At 70.3% G+C, this 19329-nt stretch carries 13 protein-coding genes; 10 read left to right on the forward strand and 3 right to left on the reverse strand.

Features of this window, described 5'->3' with window-relative positions:
* Window positions 1-66 precede the first annotated feature (66 nt).
* Both fomD and AC5WRT_RS24450 read left to right on the forward strand, forming a co-directional pair.
* Window positions 67-774 carry a cytidylyl-2-hydroxypropylphosphonate hydrolase gene (gene fomD, locus AC5WRT_RS24445; RefSeq protein WP_496095913.1) on the forward strand — a complete coding sequence of 236 codons (708 nt, stop codon included), beginning with the start codon at window positions 67-69 and terminating at the stop codon, window positions 772-774.
* 279 nt (window positions 775-1053) lie between these two features.
* Window positions 1054-3144: a SpoIIE family protein phosphatase gene (locus tag AC5WRT_RS24450; RefSeq protein ID WP_496095914.1), complete on the forward strand. Its 2091-nt coding sequence runs from the start codon at window positions 1054-1056 to the stop codon at window positions 3142-3144.
* A 101-nt stretch (window positions 3145-3245) separates the two neighbouring features.
* Here the strand turns inward: AC5WRT_RS24450 and AC5WRT_RS24455 are convergent, their stop codons facing one another.
* Window positions 3246-5549: a transglycosylase domain-containing protein gene (locus AC5WRT_RS24455; protein ID WP_496095915.1), complete on the reverse strand. Its 2304-nt coding sequence runs from the start codon at window positions 5547-5549 to the stop codon at window positions 3246-3248.
* Window positions 5550-5850: 301 nt separating this feature from the next.
* Between AC5WRT_RS24455 and AC5WRT_RS24460 the strand changes: the two genes are divergently transcribed.
* Genes AC5WRT_RS24460 through AC5WRT_RS24470 form a run of 3 tightly spaced genes read left to right on the forward strand, consistent with a single transcriptional unit; the run spans window position 5851 to window position 9448 of the window.
* Window positions 5851-6375: a PadR family transcriptional regulator gene (locus AC5WRT_RS24460; RefSeq protein ID WP_496095916.1), complete on the forward strand. Its 525-nt coding sequence runs from the start codon at window positions 5851-5853 to the stop codon at window positions 6373-6375.
* Window positions 6372-7061, forward strand: a complete 690-nt coding sequence (locus tag AC5WRT_RS24465; protein ID WP_496095917.1) for an ABC transporter ATP-binding protein — start codon at window positions 6372-6374, stop codon at window positions 7059-7061. Before AC5WRT_RS24460 ends, AC5WRT_RS24465 begins: the two co-directional genes overlap by 4 nt.
* Entirely contained in the window at window positions 7058-9448 is a 2391-nt protein-coding gene (locus tag AC5WRT_RS24470) for an FtsX-like permease family protein (protein WP_496095918.1), read from the forward strand. Before AC5WRT_RS24465 ends, AC5WRT_RS24470 begins: the two co-directional genes overlap by 4 nt.
* Before the next feature lie 374 nt (window positions 9449-9822).
* Here AC5WRT_RS24470 and AC5WRT_RS24475 read toward each other — a convergent pair whose 3' ends face one another.
* Entirely contained in the window at window positions 9823-10761 is a 939-nt protein-coding gene (locus AC5WRT_RS24475) for a LysR substrate-binding domain-containing protein (protein ID WP_496095919.1), read from the reverse strand.
* A gap of 139 nt (window positions 10762-10900) precedes the next feature.
* Here AC5WRT_RS24475 and AC5WRT_RS24480 point away from each other — a divergent pair, with 139 nt between their 5' ends.
* From AC5WRT_RS24480 to AC5WRT_RS24500, 5 genes are all read left to right on the forward strand, one after another.
* Window positions 10901-11455, forward strand: coding sequence for a peroxiredoxin (locus AC5WRT_RS24480; RefSeq protein WP_496095920.1), 555 nt, complete (start codon window positions 10901-10903; stop codon window positions 11453-11455).
* A 3-nt stretch (window positions 11456-11458) separates the two neighbouring features.
* Entirely contained in the window at window positions 11459-12001 is a 543-nt protein-coding gene (locus AC5WRT_RS24485; RefSeq protein WP_496095921.1) for an alkyl hydroperoxide reductase, read from the forward strand.
* A 316-nt stretch (window positions 12002-12317) separates the two neighbouring features.
* A complete protein-coding gene (locus AC5WRT_RS24490; protein WP_496095922.1) occupies window positions 12318-12860 on the forward strand; it encodes a hypothetical protein in 543 nt (180 codons plus the stop codon).
* Between the two features lie 182 nt (window positions 12861-13042).
* On the forward strand, window positions 13043-17092 hold the full coding sequence (locus AC5WRT_RS24495; protein ID WP_496095923.1) for a GDSL-type esterase/lipase family protein: 4050 nt from the start codon (window positions 13043-13045) through the stop codon (window positions 17090-17092).
* Between the two features lie 75 nt (window positions 17093-17167).
* The gene (locus AC5WRT_RS24500; protein ID WP_496095924.1) at window positions 17168-17491 is read left to right on the forward strand and encodes a hypothetical protein; all 324 of its coding nucleotides are present in this window, start codon (window positions 17168-17170) and stop codon (window positions 17489-17491) included.
* 135 nt (window positions 17492-17626) lie between these two features.
* On the opposite strand, the gene AC5WRT_RS24505 is transcribed toward AC5WRT_RS24500, so the two are convergent.
* On the reverse strand, window positions 17627-18973 hold the full coding sequence (locus AC5WRT_RS24505) for an AI-2E family transporter (RefSeq protein WP_496095925.1): 1347 nt from the start codon (window positions 18971-18973) through the stop codon (window positions 17627-17629).
* Window positions 18974-19329 lie beyond the last annotated feature (356 nt).

Here is a 19329-nt window from a genome sequence, read left to right on the forward strand (position 1 = left end):
GGCCACCGGCACGCGAGGGTGACGCGTACCGCAGCGTCGTATGCCTGGGGCACCTAATATCTGTCCATGGCGGACGACGGAGCGATGACGCACAAGGACGGGGCGGGTACGACTGACCGGGGACCTGCGACTGCCTGGGCTCCGGGGACCCAGATCCTGTGGCGGTACCGGGAGAACGCGGGCGAGCACATCCACATCGCCCGGCCCGTGACCGTCGTGCGCGACGACGCCGACCTGCTCGCCGTGTGGATGGCCCCCGGCACCGAGTGCGTGAAGCCGGTCCTCGCCGACGGCACGCCGGTGCATCTGGAGCCGCTGCGGTCCCGTTACACCAAGCCGCGCTCGGTGCAGCGGGACCGCTGGTTCGGCACGGGCGTGCTGAAGCTGGCACAGCCCGGCCGGCCCTGGTCGGTGTGGCTGTTCTGGGAGCCGGGCTGGCGGTTCAAGAACTGGTACGTCAACCTGGAGCGACCGCTGGCCCGTTGGGCGGGCGGAGTGGACTCCGAGGACTATTTCCTGGACATCTCGGTCCACCCGGACCGCAGCTGGCACTGGCGCGACGAGGACGAGTTCGCGCAGGCCCAACAGGACGGGCTGATGGACGCGGCCACCGCCGAGCGGGTCCGGGCGGCCGGGCGCGACGCGGTCGAGGTGATCGAGTCCTGGGGGGTGCCGTTCTCGGACGGCTGGCAGCACTGGCGCCCGGATCCGTCCTGGGCGGTACCTTCTCTCCCCGAGGACTGGGACCGTACGCCCGCGCACGTGTCCTCATGAGACCCTTGATGCGCCCCCGGGCAAGAAACGTAGGATCGTCCTCCGCAAGGGCGCAAGCAACTCCCGGGGCATGGGCCGGGCTTGACCGATCGTCACCGAGGGGCGGCAGGACGTGAGCGAGGGGTACGACGGCGTGACCACCGCGATCGGTGGCGGCACAGGAACCACCTCCGAGCACGCGGGAAATCCGTTCCTGGGGCACGTATTGCGGGTATCGGGACTTCTGCGGGAGCAACTGCGCGCCCGACGCGCAGTGCCGTACGGATGGATGCGACACGCGTGACGGAGCAGCCCACCTCCTTCGACCGCGCTCGGGGCGCCGACCCCGCGGAGGGCCGCGGGGCGCTGCTGCGCACCCCGAAGCCGGCGACCGCCCCCGCCTTACCGGTACAGGCCCGGCCGGAGGGAATGCCCTCCGCACCGGGTACGGCCACTTCTTGTGGCCAGGGAAAGGACGGCAAGGGGAAGGAGCCCCCAGTCAACGGCCCCGAGCACTCCCAGCCCGCCACCACGGAGCCCGACGCGCACCGGCCGCGCCCCGCACCGGAGGTCATCCCGCCGCAGCCCGGCGCCGAGCAGGAGCGGGAGCCGGGCGGTCCGGAGCGCCGGACCGGGCGCGGTCTGCCGCCGGGCCGGCCGATGCCGATGCGGCGTGACGGGGACCGGCTGAGATTCGTGGGCGCGGCCACCCGGCGGATCGCGCGCGGCCTCGATCTGGACGAGATCGTGATGGGCCTGTGCCGGGCGACCGTGCCGACGTTCTCGGACGCGATCCTGGTGTATCTGCGCGACCCGCTGCCGGTCGGCGACGAGCGGCCCACCGGTCCGGTGGTGCTGCGGCTGCGCCGTACCGACCGGATCCCGGAGGAACGGGACACCGACGGTGTGCTGCTGCCGCCCGCCTTCGACCCGGAGCCGGAGCCGAGCCCGCTGAGCGAGCTGTCCGCGCTGACCACCGAGCTGTGCGAGGTGCGCCCCGGCGGCGCGCTGAACGAGGTGCTGCGTGGGGTCCGGCCGGTGTTCGCCGACGCGCCCGCGGCCCGTGCCGCGCTGCCCGAGCTGCTCGGTGACGGCGGCGAGGTGGTCGTGCCGTCCGGGCAGCACGCGATCCTCGCGCCGCTGCGCGGCCGGCGCCGGGTGATCGGCGCGGCCCTGTTCCTGCGCCGCCCGGAGCGGCCGGCCTTCGAGACCGACGATCTGCTGGTGGCTGCGCAACTGGCCACGCACAGCGCGCTCGGCATCGACAAGGCGGTGCTGTACGGCCGGGAGGCGTACATCGCCGACGAGCTGCAGCGCACGATGTTGCCGGAGACGCTGCCCCGGCCGACCGGTGTGCGGCTGGCGTCCCGGTACCTGCCGGCCGCCGAGACGGCACGGGTGGGCGGCGACTGGTACGACGCGATCCCGCTGCCCGGCAGCCGGGTGGCGCTGGTCGTCGGTGACGTCATGGGCCATTCCATGACCTCGGCGGCGATCATGGGCCAGCTGCGGACGACCGCGCAGACGCTGGCCGGGCTGGATCTGCCGCCGCAGGAGGTGCTGCACCACCTGGACGAGCAGGCGCAGCGGCTCGGCACCGACCGCATGGCGACCTGCCTGTACGCCGTGTACGACCCGGTGACGCACCGCATCACCATCGCCAACGCCGGTCATCCGCCGCCCGTGCTGCTGCACCTGGGCGGACGGGCCGAAGTGCTGCGGGTGCCGTCGGGCGCGCCGATCGGGGTCGGCGGGGTGGACTTCGAGGCGGTCGAGCTGGACGCGCCCGCCGGGGCGACCCTGCTCCTCTACACCGACGGGCTGGTGGAGTCCCGGTTGCGGGACGTGTGGACCGGGATAGAGCAGCTGCGTGAGAAGCTCGCCGCGACCGCACAGTTGACGGGGCCGGACCATCCGCCGCCGCTGGAAGCCCTGTGCGACGAGGTGCTGGACATGCTCGGTCCGGGCGACCGGGACGACGACATCGCGCTGCTTGCGGCCCGCTTCGACGGGATCGCGCCGAGCGATGTCGCGTACTGGAAGCTGGACCCGGAGGAGACGGCCCCCGGCCAGGCCCGGCGGCTGGCCCGGCGCGCGCTGGCCCGCTGGGACCTGGAGGACCTGACGGAGTCGGTGGAGCTGCTGGTCAGCGAGGTCGTGACCAACGCCGTGCGGTACGCGTCGCGGCCGGTGACGCTGCGGCTGCTGCGCACCGATGTGCTGCGCTGCGAGGTCGGAGACGACGTGCCGCAGCTGCCGCGGCTGCGCCAGGCGCGGGCGACGGACGAGGGCGGGCGCGGCCTTTACCTGGTGAACAGGCTGGCCCGGCGCTGGGGCGCGACCCGGCTGAGCACCGGCAAGGTGGTCTGGTTCGAGCTGAACCGGGGCTGAGTCAGCCGTAGCTGCGTGAAGGGCGCCCGGGGAGTTCCCGGGCGCCCTTCACGCGCAAGGACCGGTGTGCGCCGGTCTCCTGGCCCATGGCCTGCCGGTCTCTACTGGCCGAAGTTCTGGCCGCCGCCCGGATCGAGCGGATTGCCGGTGATGCCGCCCGTCGGGCTCTGCGTCGGGCTCTGCGTCGGGCTCTGCGTGGGAGTCTGCGTCGGCGTCTGCGTCGGCGTCTGCGTCGGCGGTGTGGTGGAGGGCGGCGCGGACGACGTCGGCGGCTTGCTGGTCGGCGTGTGCGAGGGCGTCTGCGTCGGGCTCTGGCTGACGGTCGGGCTGTCCGTCGGCTGGACGGCGGCGCCCTGGGTGGTGTCCAGGTCGAACGAGGACTTGTCCGTCACGCCGAAGGTGTACGCGGCCCAGACCTGCGCCGGGTAGCCACCGCCGTTCACGCGGCCGGGCGGGGGGATCTGGCCGGTCGCGCCCGTCAGGGACACATGGCGGCCGGTCCCCTTCTCCTCGCCGAACAGGCCGACGGAGGTGACCAGGTCGGGCGTGTAGCCGGTGAACCAGGCCGACTTGTCCTCGTCCGAGGTACCGGTCTTGCCGGCCACCTGCTGGCCGTCGCGCAGCGGGTTGTCGGCCACGTGCTCCTTGGCCGTACCGTCGTCGACCACGCCGGTCAGCACGGAGGTCACGGTGTCGGCGGCGGTCCGGCTGATCACCTGGCCGCCGACCGGGGCGGCGAGCTGGGCCGTACGGCCGCTGTTCTCGGCCGACTTCAGGATGCTCGGCGTGACCTTGTTGCCGTGGTTGTCGAGCGTGGCGTAGATGCCGGCCATCTCCAGGGGGCTCGCGCCCATGGAGCCGAGGGTCTGCGCGGGCACCGCCTCCATGCCCGTGGTGTCCATGCCGAGCTGCTTGGCCGTGCTCATGACCTTCTCCATGCCCACGTCCACGCCCATCTGGGCGAAGACCGAGTTCACGGAGTTGTTCATGGCCTGCTGGACGGTGATGGGGCCGTAACTGTGGTCGTCCTCGTTCGGCGGGCCGAAGCCGACCTTTCTGCCGTGGTCCACGACCTGGCGGCCGCTGGTGCCGTCGTAGATCGTGTTGGCGGTGATGGGGTTGCCGTCCTGCGTGGTCGCACTGTTCTCGAGCGCGGTGGCGAGGATGACGGGCTTGAACGTCGAGGCGGGCTGGTAGTCGCGGCGGGTGGCGTTGTTGACGTAGTGCTGGAAGTAGTCCTTGCCGCCGTACATCGCGAGGATCCTGCCGGTCTTCGGGTCCACCGAGACCGCGCCGGCCTGGACCGCGCTGTCGACCTTGCGCTTCTTCGCGTCGAGCTTGCCGGTCAGCTCGGACTTGACCGCCCGTTCCAGGCCGGCCTGCTTCTTCTTGTCGATGTTCAGCGTGATGGTCCAGCCGCGGTCGACCACCTCGGCCTCCGCCTGGGAGCGGCTGATGTTCTCCTGCTGCATCAGCTGCTGTTCGAGCTGCTGGTTGGCGAGGTCGACCAGGTAGCCCTTCTGGCCCTCGAGGCCGGGTGCTCCCTTGGGCTCCTTGGGCTTGGGGAACGTCATGGCCTGCCGCTTGGCCGGGTCCAGCCAGTGCTGCTTGACCATGTTGTCCAGGACGTAGTTCCACCGGGCCTGCACCAGCCGCTTGCCGGTGTCGGTGGCGACGGCCCAGTCGTACTGGCTCGGCGCCTGGAGCAGTGCGGCGAGGTAGGCGCCCTGCTGGACCGTCAGTTTCTGGGCGTCGGTGCGGTAGTAGGCCTGGGCGGCGGCCTGGATGCCGTAGGCGCCGCGGCCGTAGTAGCTGGTGTTGATGTAGCCGGCGAGGATCTGGTCCTTGGACAGCTTCTGGTCGACCTTCAAGGAGATGACCATCTCCTTGAGCTTGCGGGTGACCGTCTGGTTCTGCGTCAGGTAGTAGTTCTTGACGTACTGCTGGGTGATGGTGGAGCCGCCCTGGGTGCCACGGCCCATCGCGGTGTTGTAGAGACCGCGGGCCAGGCCCCGGAAGTCGATGCCGGAGTCGGTGTAGAAGGTCTTGTTCTCGGCGGCGACGAAGGTGTGCTGGACGTCCTTGGGGACCTTGGCCAGGTCCACGCTCTCCCGGTTGGTCTTGCCGACCCGGGCCATGATCGAGCCGTCGCTGTACTTGTAGACGTTGCTCTCCTGCTTGGCGAGGGCGTTGCCCGCGGGGATGTCCACCATCATGTACAGGACGATGAAGCCGCCGATGCCGAGCAGGCACAGGCCGAGGAACGTGCCGAGGATCTTCTTCCAGGTGAAGATCCGGCGTATGAGGGGCCGCCTGGCGTCCGCGCTGGGCGTGGAACGGCGGCGCCTGGGCGCCGCGCGGCGTCCACCGCGCTGTCGCGCTCGTCTCTCTTCCGCTCGTCCCATGAGTCCCTTCGCTCCGCTTCCGTCTCGGGGTCAGCTCCGAAAGCTAACACCCGGCTTTATGACAAAGGACGTCCGATCCGTTCTTTTACGGACGTGAGAATCAGCACCTGCCCCAAGGGAACCGACGGATCCGGGGATCAGGAGGTTGCCTCGACCACGGCAACAACCCGGAAAAGCCCGCTCCCCCCGCCTGTTCCAAAACCGTGACAATCGGTCGCCACCTGCGCGACCGCACAGCGGGCCATGATCTCCACACTCCGCGTATACATGCCGCGTATACACCGTGTGTAGTGTGCGGAGCATGTCCATCGGTCACACCCTTCTGGGACTCCTGGAGTCCGGCCCCCGCCACGGCTACGACCTGAAGCGGGCCTTCGACGAGAAGTTCGGTCACGACCGGCCACTGCACTACGGCCAGGTCTACTCGACGATGTCCCGGCTGCTGAAGCACGGCCTCGTCGAAGTCGACGGCATCGAGGCCGGCGGCGGCCCCGAGCGCAAGCGGTACGCCATCACCGACGCCGGCATCACCGACGTCGACACCTGGCTCTTCACTCCGGAGAAGCCGGAGGAGTACCTGCAGTCGACCCTGTACACCAAGGTCGTCCTCGCCCTCCTCACCCACCGCGACGCCGCCGTCGTCCTCGACAGCCAGCGGGCCGAGCACCTGCGCAGCATGCGGATCCTGACCGACCGCAAGCGCAGGGGCGACCTCGCCGACCAGCTGATCTGCGACCACGCCCTGTTCCACCTGGAGGCCGACCTGCGCTGGCTGGAGCTGACGGCGGCGCGCCTGGACAAGCTCCGCGCGGAGGTGACCCGGTGACCGCTCCCCCCGGCTCCCTGCTCGCCGCCGAGGACCTGCACAAGGCCTACGGCCCCACCGTCGCCCTCGACGGCGCCGAGTTCTCCATCCACCCCGGTGAGGTCGTCGCCGTGATGGGACCCTCCGGCTCCGGCAAGTCGACGCTGCTGCACTGCCTCGCCGGGATCGTGCCGCCCGACTCCGGGTCCATCACCTACGACGGCCGGGAACTGGCCGGGATGAGCGACGCCGAGCGCAGTGCGCTCAGGCGGTCCGAGTTCGGGTTCGTCTTCCAGTTCGGCCAACTGGTGCCGGAGTTGACCTGCGTCGAGAACGTGGCCCTGCCGCTGCGGCTGAACGGGACGTCCCGCAGGGCGGCCGAGAAGGCGGCGCTGGGCTGGATGGAGCGCCTGGAGGTCGACGACCTGAAGGACAAGCGGCCCGGCGAGGTCTCCGGCGGCCAGGGACAGCGTGTCGCGGTGGCGCGGGCGCTGGTCACCGCGCCACGCGTGATCTTCGCCGACGAGCCGACCGGCGCACTCGACTCCCTGAACGGCGAGCGCGTGATGGAACTGCTGACCGACGCGGCCCGCTCCACCAACGCGGCCGTCGTGCTGGTCACGCACGAGGCCCGGGTGGCCGCCTACTCCGACCGCGAGATCGTCGTACGCGACGGCCGGTCCCGGGACATGGAGCGCGCCATATGAACGCCCGCTCGTCACCCGCCACCAGCTCCGAGGCGCTTCGCGCCGCCCCTGGATCCCAGTGGACCCGCGATCTGGGCATGGGGGTCCGGTTCGCCTTCACCGGAGGACGCGAGGGCTGGATCCGGGTGCTGCTGACGGCGGTCGGCGTCGGCCTCGGCGTGGCACTGCTGCTGCTGACGACCGCGATCCCGAACGCGCTCGCGGTCCGCGACCAGCGCAACCAGGACCGCCTCGACTACACCTACGGAGCGCCCCGGCCCAGGGCCGCGAACACCCTCGTGATCTCCGACGTCGACAGCGCCTTCCGCGGCAGCGACGTGCGCGGCCGGCTGGTGGAGCCCGAGGGGCCCCGCGCCCCGCTCGCGCCGGGCCTCACGAAGTACCCGGCGCCGGGCGAGATGGTCGTCTCCCCCGCGCTGAAACACCTCCTGGACTCGGCGGACGGCAAGCTGCTGCGCGAGCGGCTGCCGTACCGGATCGTCGGGACCATCGCCGAGCGCGGACTCGTCGGCTCGCACGAACTCGCCTACTACGCGGGCGCGAAGAACCTCGCCCCGCGCATCGACGGCTGGCGGACGGCCCGCATCACCCACTTCGGGCCGCAGCAGGCATCCCAGCGCGACGGGCTCGACCCGGTGCTGATCCTGCTGGTGCTGGTCGTCTTCGTGGTGCTGCTGACGCCGGTCGCGGTGTTCATCGCCGCGGCCGTGCGCTTCGGCGGCGAGCGGCGCGACCGCAGGCTGGCCGCGCTGCGGCTGGTGGGCTCCGACAGCCGGATGACCCGGCGGATCGCGGCCGGCGAGGCGCTCGCCGGATCGCTGGTCGGACTGGTCTTCGGCACCGTCTTCTTCCTGCTCGGCCGGCAGCTCGCGGGCTCGGTCGAGGTCATGGACATCAGCGTGTTCCCCAGTTACCTCGACCCCTCGCCCACGCTGGCCGCGCTGGTCGCCCTCGCCGTTCCCGCGGCGGCGGTGCTGGTGACGCTGTTCGCGCTGCGCGGGGTGGTCATCGAGCCGCTGGGCGTGGTCCGTACGGCCAGGCCCGCCCGCCGCCGGCTGTGGTGGCGGCTGCTGCTGCCGCTGGGCGGCCTCGCCTGCCTCGCGCCGATGGTCGGACAGGGCCGCTACAACGGCGCCTTCAACGAGTACCTGGTGATCGGCGGTGTCCTGCTGCTGCTCGTCGGCGTGACCGCGCTGCTGCCGTGGGTGGTCGAGGCCGTCGTGGCCCGGCTCGGGCACGGCGGCGTCGCCTGGCAACTGGCTGTGCGGCGGCTGCAGTTGAGCAGTGGCTCGGCGGCCCGCATGGTCAACGGCATCGCGGTCGCGGTGGCCGGGGCGATCGCGCTGCAGATGCTGTTCGCGGGCATCCAGGGCGACTACACCAAGCAGACCGCCAAGGACACCGACCAGTGGCAGATGCAGGTCAACCTCTCACGGGGCATGCCCTTCGCCCCTGCCGCGAAGACGTTCGCCTCGACCAAGGGCGTCCGCCGGGCCGTCGCACTCGGCAGCACCGAACTGGGCGACGGGCGCTGGAGGCCCGACAAGGGCCCGGCGACCTCGGTCGGCCTCACCGTCGGCACCTGCGCCGCGCTGCGTACGGTGGCCGACCTGCCGTCCTGCCGCGACGGGGACGTCTTCACGGCGCGGGGCGGGGAACGGGACGCCGACCTGGACCGGCTCGTCCGGCCGGGCCGCACGCTCCACCTCGACACGAGCAGCGGCCTGGGCAGCGGACCGGACGTCGTGTGGACCGTGCCGCACTCGCCGAAGCAGGCCCACGCGATCAAGGGCCCGACCGGCATCATGGACAGCGAGGTGCTGATGACCCCGGCAGCGCTGACCGGTCGCATGAGCGGCGCACTGACCGGATCCGTGTACCTGAGGCTCGACGAGACGGTGCCGGACGTGCACGAGTACGTCCGCAACACCGCGGCCCGCGTCGACCCGTTGGCGGACGCGATGGTGTGGTCGTCCACCGAGCAGTCGCACAAGTTCACCTCCATCCGCACCGGCACGTTCGTCGGCGCCATCTGCGTGCTGACGCTGATCGGACTGAGCCTGCTCGTCTCCCAGCTGGAGCAGCTGCGCGAGCGGCGCAAGCTGCTGTCCTCGCTGGTCGCCTTCGGCACCCGGCGGCGCACCCTGAGCCTGTCGGTGCTCTGGCAGACGTCGATCCCGATCGCCCTGGGCCTGCTGCTCGCCGCGGCCGTCGGGCTGGCGCTGGGCACGGTGCTGCTGAAGATGGTGGGCGCGACGGTGGGCGTGGACTGGCCGGGCCTGCTGTCGATGACGGGGGCGGGGGCGGCGGTGGTCCTCGCGGTGACGCTGCTCAGCCTGCCGCCGTTGGTGCGGATGATGCGGCCGGAGGGGCTGCGGACCGAGTAGCCGGGCGGTGCTCGGGGCCGACGTGGGCGTCCATGAGGGCGACGGAGGCGTTCTTGGCGACGAAGACGGTGACGGCGGCGCGGCTCTGGTTCAGCGTGGCCGCTCCGGGAGGGGAACCGGAGTGCACGCGGCGGCCGTTCGGTGGGGCCTGATCGCGCCCGCGCGGCGGAACCGCATGCCGGACACGCCCCCTCCGGGGCACCAGTGCCCCGGCAGGCACCGTTCGCCCGTCAAGGAGCGGCGCCCGGTGCGTGCTGTCGGCGTGCCGACCGGAAGCCATCGTACTGGACGTACGTGGGCTTCCGGTCGGCGCGAGTGCGTGCCGGGCGTCGGGCGGCCGCCCTCGGGCAACGACGCGCATCGGCAGGCAGGCCCTAGTCCGGTACCCGCACGGGCAACGCGCCCAGCGCCCCCCGCAGCGCCTCCGCCAGCTCCTCGTACTCCGCGGAGCGTGCCGCTCCCGCCCGCATCGCGAAGGCGACCCGGCGGCTGGGGGCCGGCTCGGCGAAGTAGCCGGTGAGGAGCTGGCTGCTGCGGGTCGTCTCCACCTTGAGGGCCGTACGTGGCAGCAGCGTGCACCCGAGGCCGCCCGCGACCAACTGGACCAGCGTGGACAGCCCCGCGGCGGTGGTCGAGACCGGGGCGTCCTCGCGGCCGGCCTCACGGCAGATGTCCAGGGCCTGGTCGCGCAGGCAGTGGCCCTCGTCCAGGAGGAGGAGGTTCAGTTCCTTCAGCGCCTCGCGCGGGATGCCCTCACGGCCGCCGAGCCAGTGGTCGAGCGGGGTGACCAGTACGAAATCCTCGTCGAAGAGGGGGAGTTCAACGACTCCGGGCACGCCGAGCGGGACCGCCAGCAACAGCAGGTCGAGGCGGCCGGAGCCCAGGCCCTCGATCAGGCTGGCGGTCTGCTCCTCGTGCACCTGGAGGTCGAGGTGCGGATAGCGCTCGTGGACCAGCCGCAGCACGGTCGGCAGGAGGTACGGCGCGACCGTGGGGATCACCCCGAGGCGCAGGACACCCGTGAACGGCGCCCGAACCGCCTCGGCCTCCTCCAGCAGCGTCCCGACGGCGTCCAGCACCGCCTTCGCCCGTACGGCGAGCCGCTCACCGGCGGGCGAGAGCAGCACCTTGCGCGTCGTACGCTCGAGGAGGGTCACCCCGAGGGTCTCCTCCAGCGCCGATACCGCGCCGGACAGGGCGGGCTGGCTCATCCCGATGGCGGCCGCCGCGTCCCGGAAGTGCAGATGCTCGGCGACGGCGGCGAAGGCACGCAGCTGCGCGAGGCTCGGCTGCCTCCGCTTGCTGTTACTCATAGTCACTGATAGCTACCTCCGATCAACATGACCGATTGTAGCTATTTCACTAATCAATGCACGGTGTGCCAACATCGACAGCGTCCAACCCATGGGAAAGACCCTCAAAAGGGGTCCTTCCTCGCTGCAAGGAGAGCGTGTGCTCACTGTCGGTGACAAGTTCCCCGAGTTCGAACTGACCGCCTGCGTCTCGCTGGAGAAGGGCAAGGAGTTCGAGCAGATCCACCACAAGTCCTACGAGGGCAAGTGGCTGGTCGTGTTCGCGTGGCCGAAGGACTTCACCTTCGTCTGCCCGACCGAGATCGCCGCGTTCGGGAAGCTGAACGACGAGTTCGCCGACCGCGACGCCCAGATCCTCGGCTTCTCCGGCGACTCCGAGTTCGTCCACCACGCCTGGCGCAAGGACCACCCGGACCTGACCGACCTGCCGTTCCCGATGATGGCCGACTCCAAGCACGAGCTGATGCGCGACCTGGGCATCGAGGGCGAGGACGGCTTCGCACAGCGTGCCGTCTTCGTCGTCGACCCGAACCGCGAGATCCAGTTCACCATGGTCACCGCCGGCTCCGTGGGCCGTAACCCCAAGGAGGTCCTGCGGGTCCTGGACGCCCTGCAGACCGACGAGCTGTGCCCCTGCAACTGGAACAAGGGCGACGAGACCCTGGACCCGGTCGCGCTGCTGGCTGGTGAGTGACGCATGTCGCTCGACTCGCTGAAGTCCCGCGTCCCGGACTACGCCAAGGACCTCAAGCTCAACCTGGGCTCGGTCATCGGCAATTCCGACCTGCCCGCGCAGCAGCTGTGGGGCACGGTGCTGGCGACCGCCATCGCCTCCCGGTCCCCGATCGTGCTGCGTGAGCTGGAGCCGGAGGCGAAGGCCAACCTCTCGCCGGAGGCGTACCGGGCCGCCAAGTCGGCCGCCGCGATCATGGCGATGAACAACGTCTTCTACCGGACGCGCCACCTGCTGTCGGACCACGAGTACGGCAGCCTGCGCGCGGGTCTGCGGATGAACGTCATCGGCAACCCGGGTGTGGAGAAGGTCGACTTCGAGCTGTGGTCGTTCGCGGTCTCCGCGATCAACGGCTGCGGGATGTGCCTGGACTCGCACGAGCAGGTGCTGCGCAAGGCCGGCGTCGAACGCGAGGTCGTCCAGGAGGCGTTCAAGATCGCCTCCGTGATCGAGGCGGTCGGCGTCACCCTTGAGGCGGAGGCGGTGCTCGCCGAGTCGGCCGAGTAACCCGCACGGCGCATCACGGCCCCTGTCCACTCGTTGGACAGGGGCCGTCGTCCACCCGTCCCCGTGACATGTACCACTCAGTCGACTCGGAGTCGGGAACGCCGAGTGAACGAACTGTCGAACGATTGCCCGATTCTTCACGTCATACGCGGAAAGTCCGCACGCACAGTGTCATAACGGATCGAGTCCCTCCGCTTCATCGCTGCAATGTCGATCGACAGCCGCAAAGACGATCTGATTTGCTCCCGGCGACCACATGCACGCCGCCGCGCCGTGTTCGGCGGCGGCCGTTCGACCGCTTTTCAGGGGGAACTCCATGTCCATACGAAGCCATGTCTCGGCGAAAGCGGCGTTTGCCGCGGCCGCAGCGGGCCTTGCCGTCCTCGGCGTGGCCGCTCCGCAGGTCGCCGCCGCCGACCAGCCGGTGCCCAGCATCTCGGTCAAGGCCGACCAGCGGACGAAGGCGATCGCGGCGGCCCATCCCACCGCCGTCGCGGCAGGCGCGACCGTCTGCGGCACGGGATACGCCATCTACAAGGCGGAGCAACTGCCGGACGCCCGGCGTTTCGCGACTCTCTTCGTCTACGTGAAGGGAGGAAACCCCGTGAGCAACGACGCCCCCACGTGCGCCATCCTCGACAACAACGCGTCCGGCGCGAAGTGGATGAAGATCAAGCTCTGCTCGAACTACATCGCAGAGGGCTGCGCGAGTGACGCGGGCGTCTACTCCCAGTACGCGGGCCCCGTCTACCGCAAGCACGGCGGCTGCGGCACGGTCACGTCGCTGATGAGCTCCAGCACCTCCAGCTCGGCCCCGCTCCTCGTCAACAACGTTCAGGACAGCACGAACTGCGACTAGCAGGCGGTGCACGAACCGTGAACCGGGACTCCACGCATCTCAGGCGTGGAGTCCCGCCTCGTTGAGGCAGACCTGACCTGACCCCCGTCCGCCTGTGCTGGGCCGTCGCGCCCGGGGCGGAGGGCGCCTTGCCGTGCTCTGAGGAGCACGGAAGCAACCAACAGAAATCGGGGAAAGCTCCATTGCGTTCCAAGAGACGAACTCGCGCACCCCTGGTCGCCCTTGCGGCCTGCGCCGCCATGACCGGCGGTCTGCTCCGGGCGGCACCGGCCGACGCCGCTCCGGCGCCCCGGCCCTCACCCCACCCCACCACTGCGCCGACGTCCTCCGGCCGGGTGCAGAACCCGGACAAGAAGCTCGGCAAGGGCTGGCAGAAGAGTCCCGACCGGGCCGTCACCGCCGCCGCTGATGCGGACGGTCTGCACATCCTCGTCGCCGACAGCGACAAGGCGTACGCCTGGAAGACCGTCGCCGTTCTGTCGGAACCGGGCATGCCGGCGGACTCGTGGATCGGCAACCAGTGCGTGATGGACCACACGCACGCAGCCGTCGCCTACGCGCCGCGCACGTTCACGAACAAGCCCGACCTGATGCAGGGCGGCGCGTTCACCGCCATCGTCGATCTGACGACCGGCAAGGTGACGAAGCTGCCCTTCACCGCGTCGCTGGCCTACTTCGATCCGTCGTGCAACACGACCACGCACCAGGCCGCGTTCACGGGCTTCCGGAACATGAATGACCCCGCGAGCACACGGACCCGCGTGGTCACCGTGAACGTGTCCGGGAAGATCACGGGCACGGCCGCGGCCAAGGGGGAGATCACGAGCGCCGTTCCGGTCAAGGACGGCACGGTCGCCGCGCTCGGCAGCCGCCTCGTCCACCTCGACCGCTCCGGCAAGGTGAAGAACCTCGCGAACGCGGCCAGTGCCCCGTTCGACATCCGGCCCGCCGCCGACGGCAAGATCGCCTTCCTCGACCGCCAGGGCGACTCCACGGCGCATGCCGAGCTGTTCACCGGCGGCACCAGGCCGAAGGCCATCGCCTCGGGCAAGCTCGGCGACCTCGACCTCAAGCAGGGAGAGGCGGGAAGGGTGTTCCTCACCGGCCACCCCAAGGGCTCCCCCGCCACCTCGGGAACCGGCGTCACCCGCCTCGACGCCCCGGCCGGCAGCGACGTGTCCTCGCACGGCCGTCTCGCGATCGAGCCGGTCCTCACACCTGGTGTGCGCGCCGGTCTGACGCACATCAAGGGCGCGGGCAAGGGCTTCACGAAGACCGGGGAGCCCACCTCGCGGACGGCGACGCCTGCCGACGACAGTGAAAAGACCGTGACGGTCAGCAGCACCGCCACCACCACCGGTGCCGAGCTGACGCAGAGCGTGCAGAGCGACGCCTCGGACGGCTCGGGGCACAACCCCTCCCCGGTCCTCGTCGCCGCCGGCGCGGCGCACCGGCCGAAGGGCATCTCCGCGAAGGCGGGCCTGACGCCGAGCTCTCCGACCGATGACGACCGTTGGTGCGCGGTGTCCCGCAACGACGTCAAGGTACAGGCGCTGCAGCCGACCTCGAACCAGGTCGAGTGGGCCGTCGACATGGCCGTACGCGGCGACCTGAGCGCCGCCTACATCACTCAGGGCGGGTACCGTGACCAGGCCGGCCTCGGCACCGTCGACCCACAGGCTCTGTTCCCGCTGCCGAAACTGACGGGCGGCGGCCGGATCCCGGCCAACGTACTCCTCGGCATCATGGCCCAGGAGTCCAACCTGTGGCAGGCCGAGGGCGGTTCGATCCCCGGCCAGATGGGCAACCCGCTGGCCGCCGTCGACGGCTACTACGGCCACAAGGCCGACCCCAACGACCCGGCCGCCTACTGGCAGATCAACTGGGACAAGTCCGACTGCGGCTACGGCGTCGGACAGGTGACCGACGGCATGCGCCTGGCCGGCCACGAGAAGACGGACGCCAACGGGCACAAGGAGCAGTCCCTCTCGCCGGGCCTGCAGAAGCTCGTCGCGATCGACTACGCGACGAACGTCGCCGCCTCCCTGAAGATCCTCGCCGACAAGTGGAACGAGGTCCACAAGGACGGCCAGAAGATCACCGTCAACAACGACGACCCGTCGAAGGTGGAGAACTGGTTCACCGCCGTCTGGAACTACAACCTCGGCTTCAACCCGCCCTCGGACGCGGGCAAGAACGGTGGCCACTGGGGCCTGGGCTGGTACAACAACCCGGCCAACCCGATCTACGCCAAGGGCTGGGGCCATCCGTTCATGAACACGGACGTGGACGGTCCCGAGGCGAACAAGGACGCGGCCCATCCGCAGGACTGGCCGTACGAGTTGAAGGTGATGGGCTGGGCCGCCTGGTCCATCGACACGGGCTACTCCTACGCCACCTCCGGTCGGCAGGACTGGCCCGGCGAGTCCGGCTTCTCCTCCGCCGGCTTCCGCCCCGCCTACTGGAACGGAGCGGACCTGCCCGTCCTGGCCGAAGGCAGCGCCCGGAACAACCGGTGGCACGTCTCGCCGGACCTCGACGTGTTCTGCAACTCCAAGAACAACTGCAACACCAGCACGCCGCCGAACTGCCCGGACGCCGCGTGCTACGCGCAGTACTGGTGGAACCAGCCCAATGCGACCTGGAAGTCCGACTGCGCCACCACCTGCGGCTTCGAGAACATCAAGTACCAGTCACTGGTGAAGGAACCGGGACGCGGCACGCGCCTGCAGACCGGTACACCGGTGTGCTCCGGCGCCCCCGACGGATCCAAGGTCGTCGCCTCGGTGCCGGACGGAACGCCGTCCTGGAGCAATCAGAGCGGCTGCGCAACGATCCACTCGGCGGGAAGTTTCCAGTTCTCGTTCAACCCGGGCACGGAAGGCCGTTACGAGGCGAAGGCCGACCTGCACTCGGTGGGCGGCGGCTACGGCGGCCACTACTGGTACACCCACACCCGTGACACCGACCACTACGGCGGCCCCGATGGCTACATGACCATCGACGGGACCTGGACCCTCGGTCAGAACCTCAACTGGGCACGCGTCCTGGTGCAGCTGCCCGACACCGGCGCCCAGACCCGGCAGGCCGCCTACCACGTGCTGGGCACGGACAGCACGAGCTCGAAGCGAGTCGTGCTCCAGCGCGCGGGCGGCTGGGTCAGCCTGGGCGCGTTCCACTTCACCGGCACCCCGCGTGTCGAGCTGTCGAACACGACCGCGAAGGGGGACGGAACCGCGGACGAGGACATCGCGTGGGGCGCCGTAGCCTTCCAGCCGCTTCCCGGCAAGCCGGCCGACTCCATCGTCGCGATGGGCGACTCCTACTCCTCCGGTGAGGGCGTCAGCGCCCCGGGCGGCGGAGACTTCTACCAGGAGACCGACCACTACGAGAAGAACAACGACAAGGCCTGGGACAGCTGCCACCGCTCGAAGCTGGCCTGGTCGGAGCAGGCCGTCCTGCCGGGGCAGTCGGTCTCCATCGGGGCCATGGCGACCGCTCTCGACCCGCAGATGGACTACCACTTCGTGGCCTGCTCCGGAGCACGCACCTACAACATGCTGAGCAAGGGCCAGAACAGCGAGGTGGCACAGATCGACGCGGGCTACCTCGACAACAACACCACGCTGGTCACCCTGTCGGTGGGCGGCAACGACGCCCGGTTCACGGACGTGTTCAACCAGTGCGTGTGGAAGTCCGGACTGGACCTCTGCCAGGACTCCTCGATCGGGAACAAGGACCCGGACACCGGCGAAGGCGTCGACGGGGACACCGGTCCGCTCAAGGACTGGGCGCCGAAGTGGCTGCACGACCAGGTCCGTCCGCGCATCGTCAACGTGCTGAACGCGATCCACACGGCCGCGCCGCACGCGAAGATCGTCCTCATGGGCTACCCGGAGCTGCTGTCCGCCGGCGGGCAGTGCATTCCCGGCATCGGCACCGAGGAGGCCCCCTGGCTGAACTCCGTCGCGGACACCCTCGACGAGGAGATGAAGGGTGCCGCCGCGGACTCGGCAGCGCAGAAGGGCGCCGATGTGGTCTTCGCCGACCCGCGCGGCGAGTTCCAGGGCAAGACCGTCTGCGGTGACCCGGAGGATGTGAACGGCATCGTCAAGACCGGCCTGTCCCACGCGGACAACACCGGCGTCCTGGAAGTCGGGATGGCGTCCTTCCACCCGAAGATCGCCGGTGCGCGCCTGTACGCGAACGTGCTGGAGCGTGCCCTCAAGTAGGTGACCCGGATCGACGGTGGGGCCTGAGTACGCGTACTCAGGCCCCACCCGCCTCCAACGGAGAAACTTGCCGCCATGAGTGATAACCCCTCTTCCCGCCGCAGTACGGGTGAGGACGTCTTCTTCGCCGCAGCGCTGTTGTTCCTGGACGCGGTCGTCGGGATCGTCGTCCTGCTGACGGCGCTGGGAACGACCGACTTCAACATGTTCGAGCCGAATCCCCATGCGGACGTCACGCCGGTCTTCACCTGTGTGGCGGGCTTCGCGGGACTGGTCCTGCTCTCGGCGGCCGGCCTGTACCGGGGCGGATACCGGGTGAGCGTGGCGGTCCAGGTCATGGCGGGTGCCGCGGCACTGGCCTGCTGCGCCGCCGGACTCAGCGGGCAGTTCACCCTGTGACCGGCCGGGCCAGGGCCTGTCCGGCCATTCGCGTCGTTGCCCGAAGGGCGGCCGCGCGGCGTCAGGTGCGTGCCCGTTCAAGATCCCTCAGCCGAGATCTGGCTCACCCGTCCACAACCTCCCGAGACAGAACACCTAGTGCCTGTCCGGCTCCGGGCCGGCCGCCGTCGGGACCTCCCCGGTCGTGGGCTCCTGCAGAGGTGCGGACTGGTTGATCCCCGCTTCCTGGGCGTACTGGCGCAGATACCCCACCACCGTGTTCGCGACCGCCACCAGCGGTACGGCCACCACCGCGCCGCCGATGCCGGCCACCATGCCGCCGGCCGCGACCGTGAGGACGACGGCGAGGGGGTGCACGCGGACCGCGCGGCCGAGGATGAACGGCTGCAGCACATGACCCTCGATCTGCTGGACCGCGAGGACGACCACCAGGGTCATGACGGCCGTGAAGACGCCCTGCGTCACCAGTGCCACGATCACCGCGAGCGCGCCCGAGGCGACCGCGCCCACGAGCGGGATGAACGAGAACAGGAAGATGAAGACGGCCAGCGGGACGGCCATCGGCACGTCCAGGAAGTAGATGCCGATGCCGATGAAGATCGCGTCGATCAGGGCGACCAGGACCGTGCCGCGGACGTAGGCGGTCAGGGTGCTCCAGGCGCGCGGTCCGGCACCGGCCACGCCCGGGCGGGCCGCGGCGGGCACCAGTTTCAGGAACCACTCCCAGATGCGCCTGCCGTCGTAGAGAAGGAACAGCGTCGAGAAGAACACCAGCAGGATGCTGGTGAGGGTCTCGATGATGACCTGGACGCCCTCCAGGCCCGCGGACGTTATCTGGTCGGCGTTGGCGCCGATCGCCTCGCGGAGGTTCTTGGCGATCTGGTTGATCTGCTTGTCGGTGACGTGGAAGGGGCTCTTCAGCAGCCAGTCGCGCAGGTCGTCGATGCCGGACTGGATCTGGTTGGAGAGCGTGTCGATGTTCTCCATGACCTGCCAGGTCACGAACCAGCCCATCAGCCCTATGACGACGAAGCCGCTGATCGCGGTGAGCGCGGTGGCCGGGCCGCGCGGCACGCCGCGGCGGGTGAGCCGGGCGACCGTCGGCTGCAGCAGCGCGGTGACGAGCAGGGCGATGACGAAGGCGAACACCACCAGCTGGACCGCGCTGATGACCCGCATCAGGACCCAGAGGGTGCCGGCGAGGACCAGGAGACGCCAACCGGCCTCGGCCGCGACCCGCACACCCCAGGGCACGGCCTCGACGGGGTCGGGGCGGGGGCCGGCCGGCTGCGCGTGCCGCGGGCCGGGCACCGGCGGGGCGACCACGAGGTCCGGGCTCGCCGGCGCGGGCGGGGCGGCGGTGTCGTCGACGGGTTCGGCGGCGTGTTCGCGCTCGACCTCGGCGCGGCGCTCGTCCAGGCGCTCGCTGATCTCGGTGAGACCGGCTCCGAGCTTGCCGAGCCACCCTGGCACTCGCGACATGATCCGTCCTCTTCCCCCGCGTCCCCGCGTGCTCGCCACCTCTCCTCCCCCTGGAGGCATCCGGGTACGACCGTACAGGGCGAAAGCCCCTCCCCTAAGGACGGGGAGGGGCTGCGCGAGGTTGAGTGCGACCGGGCGGAACCGGGCGGTCCAGGGTCTGTCGACCATTCGCGTCGTTGCCCGAAGGGCGGCCGCGCGGCGTCAGGTGCGTGCTCTCGGCGTGCCGCCCCCAGACCCTCGTACCGGACGTACTCGGGTATGGGGCCGGTGCGGCGAGTAGGGGCACCTCCCACACCCTTGAGGCAGTGAGGGAGCGCGCATGGCGTCGCGCGGCAGACGGGATCGGTCGGACAGGT

Source organism: Streptomyces sp. NTD91, assembly GCF_059510455.1.

Coding starts and splice junctions, on each gene's coding strand:
- fomD (WP_496095913.1), top strand. CDS start 67: ATGGCGGACGACGGAGCGATGACGCACAAGGACGGGGCGGGTACGACT.
- AC5WRT_RS24455 (WP_496095915.1), bottom strand. CDS start 5,549: ATGGGACGAGCGGAAGAGAGACGAGCGCGACAGCGCGGTGGACGCCGC.
- AC5WRT_RS24460 (WP_496095916.1), top strand. CDS start 5,851: ATGTCCATCGGTCACACCCTTCTGGGACTCCTGGAGTCCGGCCCCCGC.
- AC5WRT_RS24470 (WP_496095918.1), top strand. CDS start 7,058: ATGAACGCCCGCTCGTCACCCGCCACCAGCTCCGAGGCGCTTCGCGCC.
- AC5WRT_RS24475 (WP_496095919.1), bottom strand. CDS start 10,761: ATGAGTAACAGCAAGCGGAGGCAGCCGAGCCTCGCGCAGCTGCGTGCC.
- AC5WRT_RS24485 (WP_496095921.1), top strand. CDS start 11,459: ATGTCGCTCGACTCGCTGAAGTCCCGCGTCCCGGACTACGCCAAGGAC.
- AC5WRT_RS24490 (WP_496095922.1), top strand. CDS start 12,318: ATGTCCATACGAAGCCATGTCTCGGCGAAAGCGGCGTTTGCCGCGGCC.
- AC5WRT_RS24500 (WP_496095924.1), top strand. CDS start 17,168: ATGAGTGATAACCCCTCTTCCCGCCGCAGTACGGGTGAGGACGTCTTC.
- AC5WRT_RS24505 (WP_496095925.1), bottom strand. CDS start 18,973: ATGTCGCGAGTGCCAGGGTGGCTCGGCAAGCTCGGAGCCGGTCTCACC.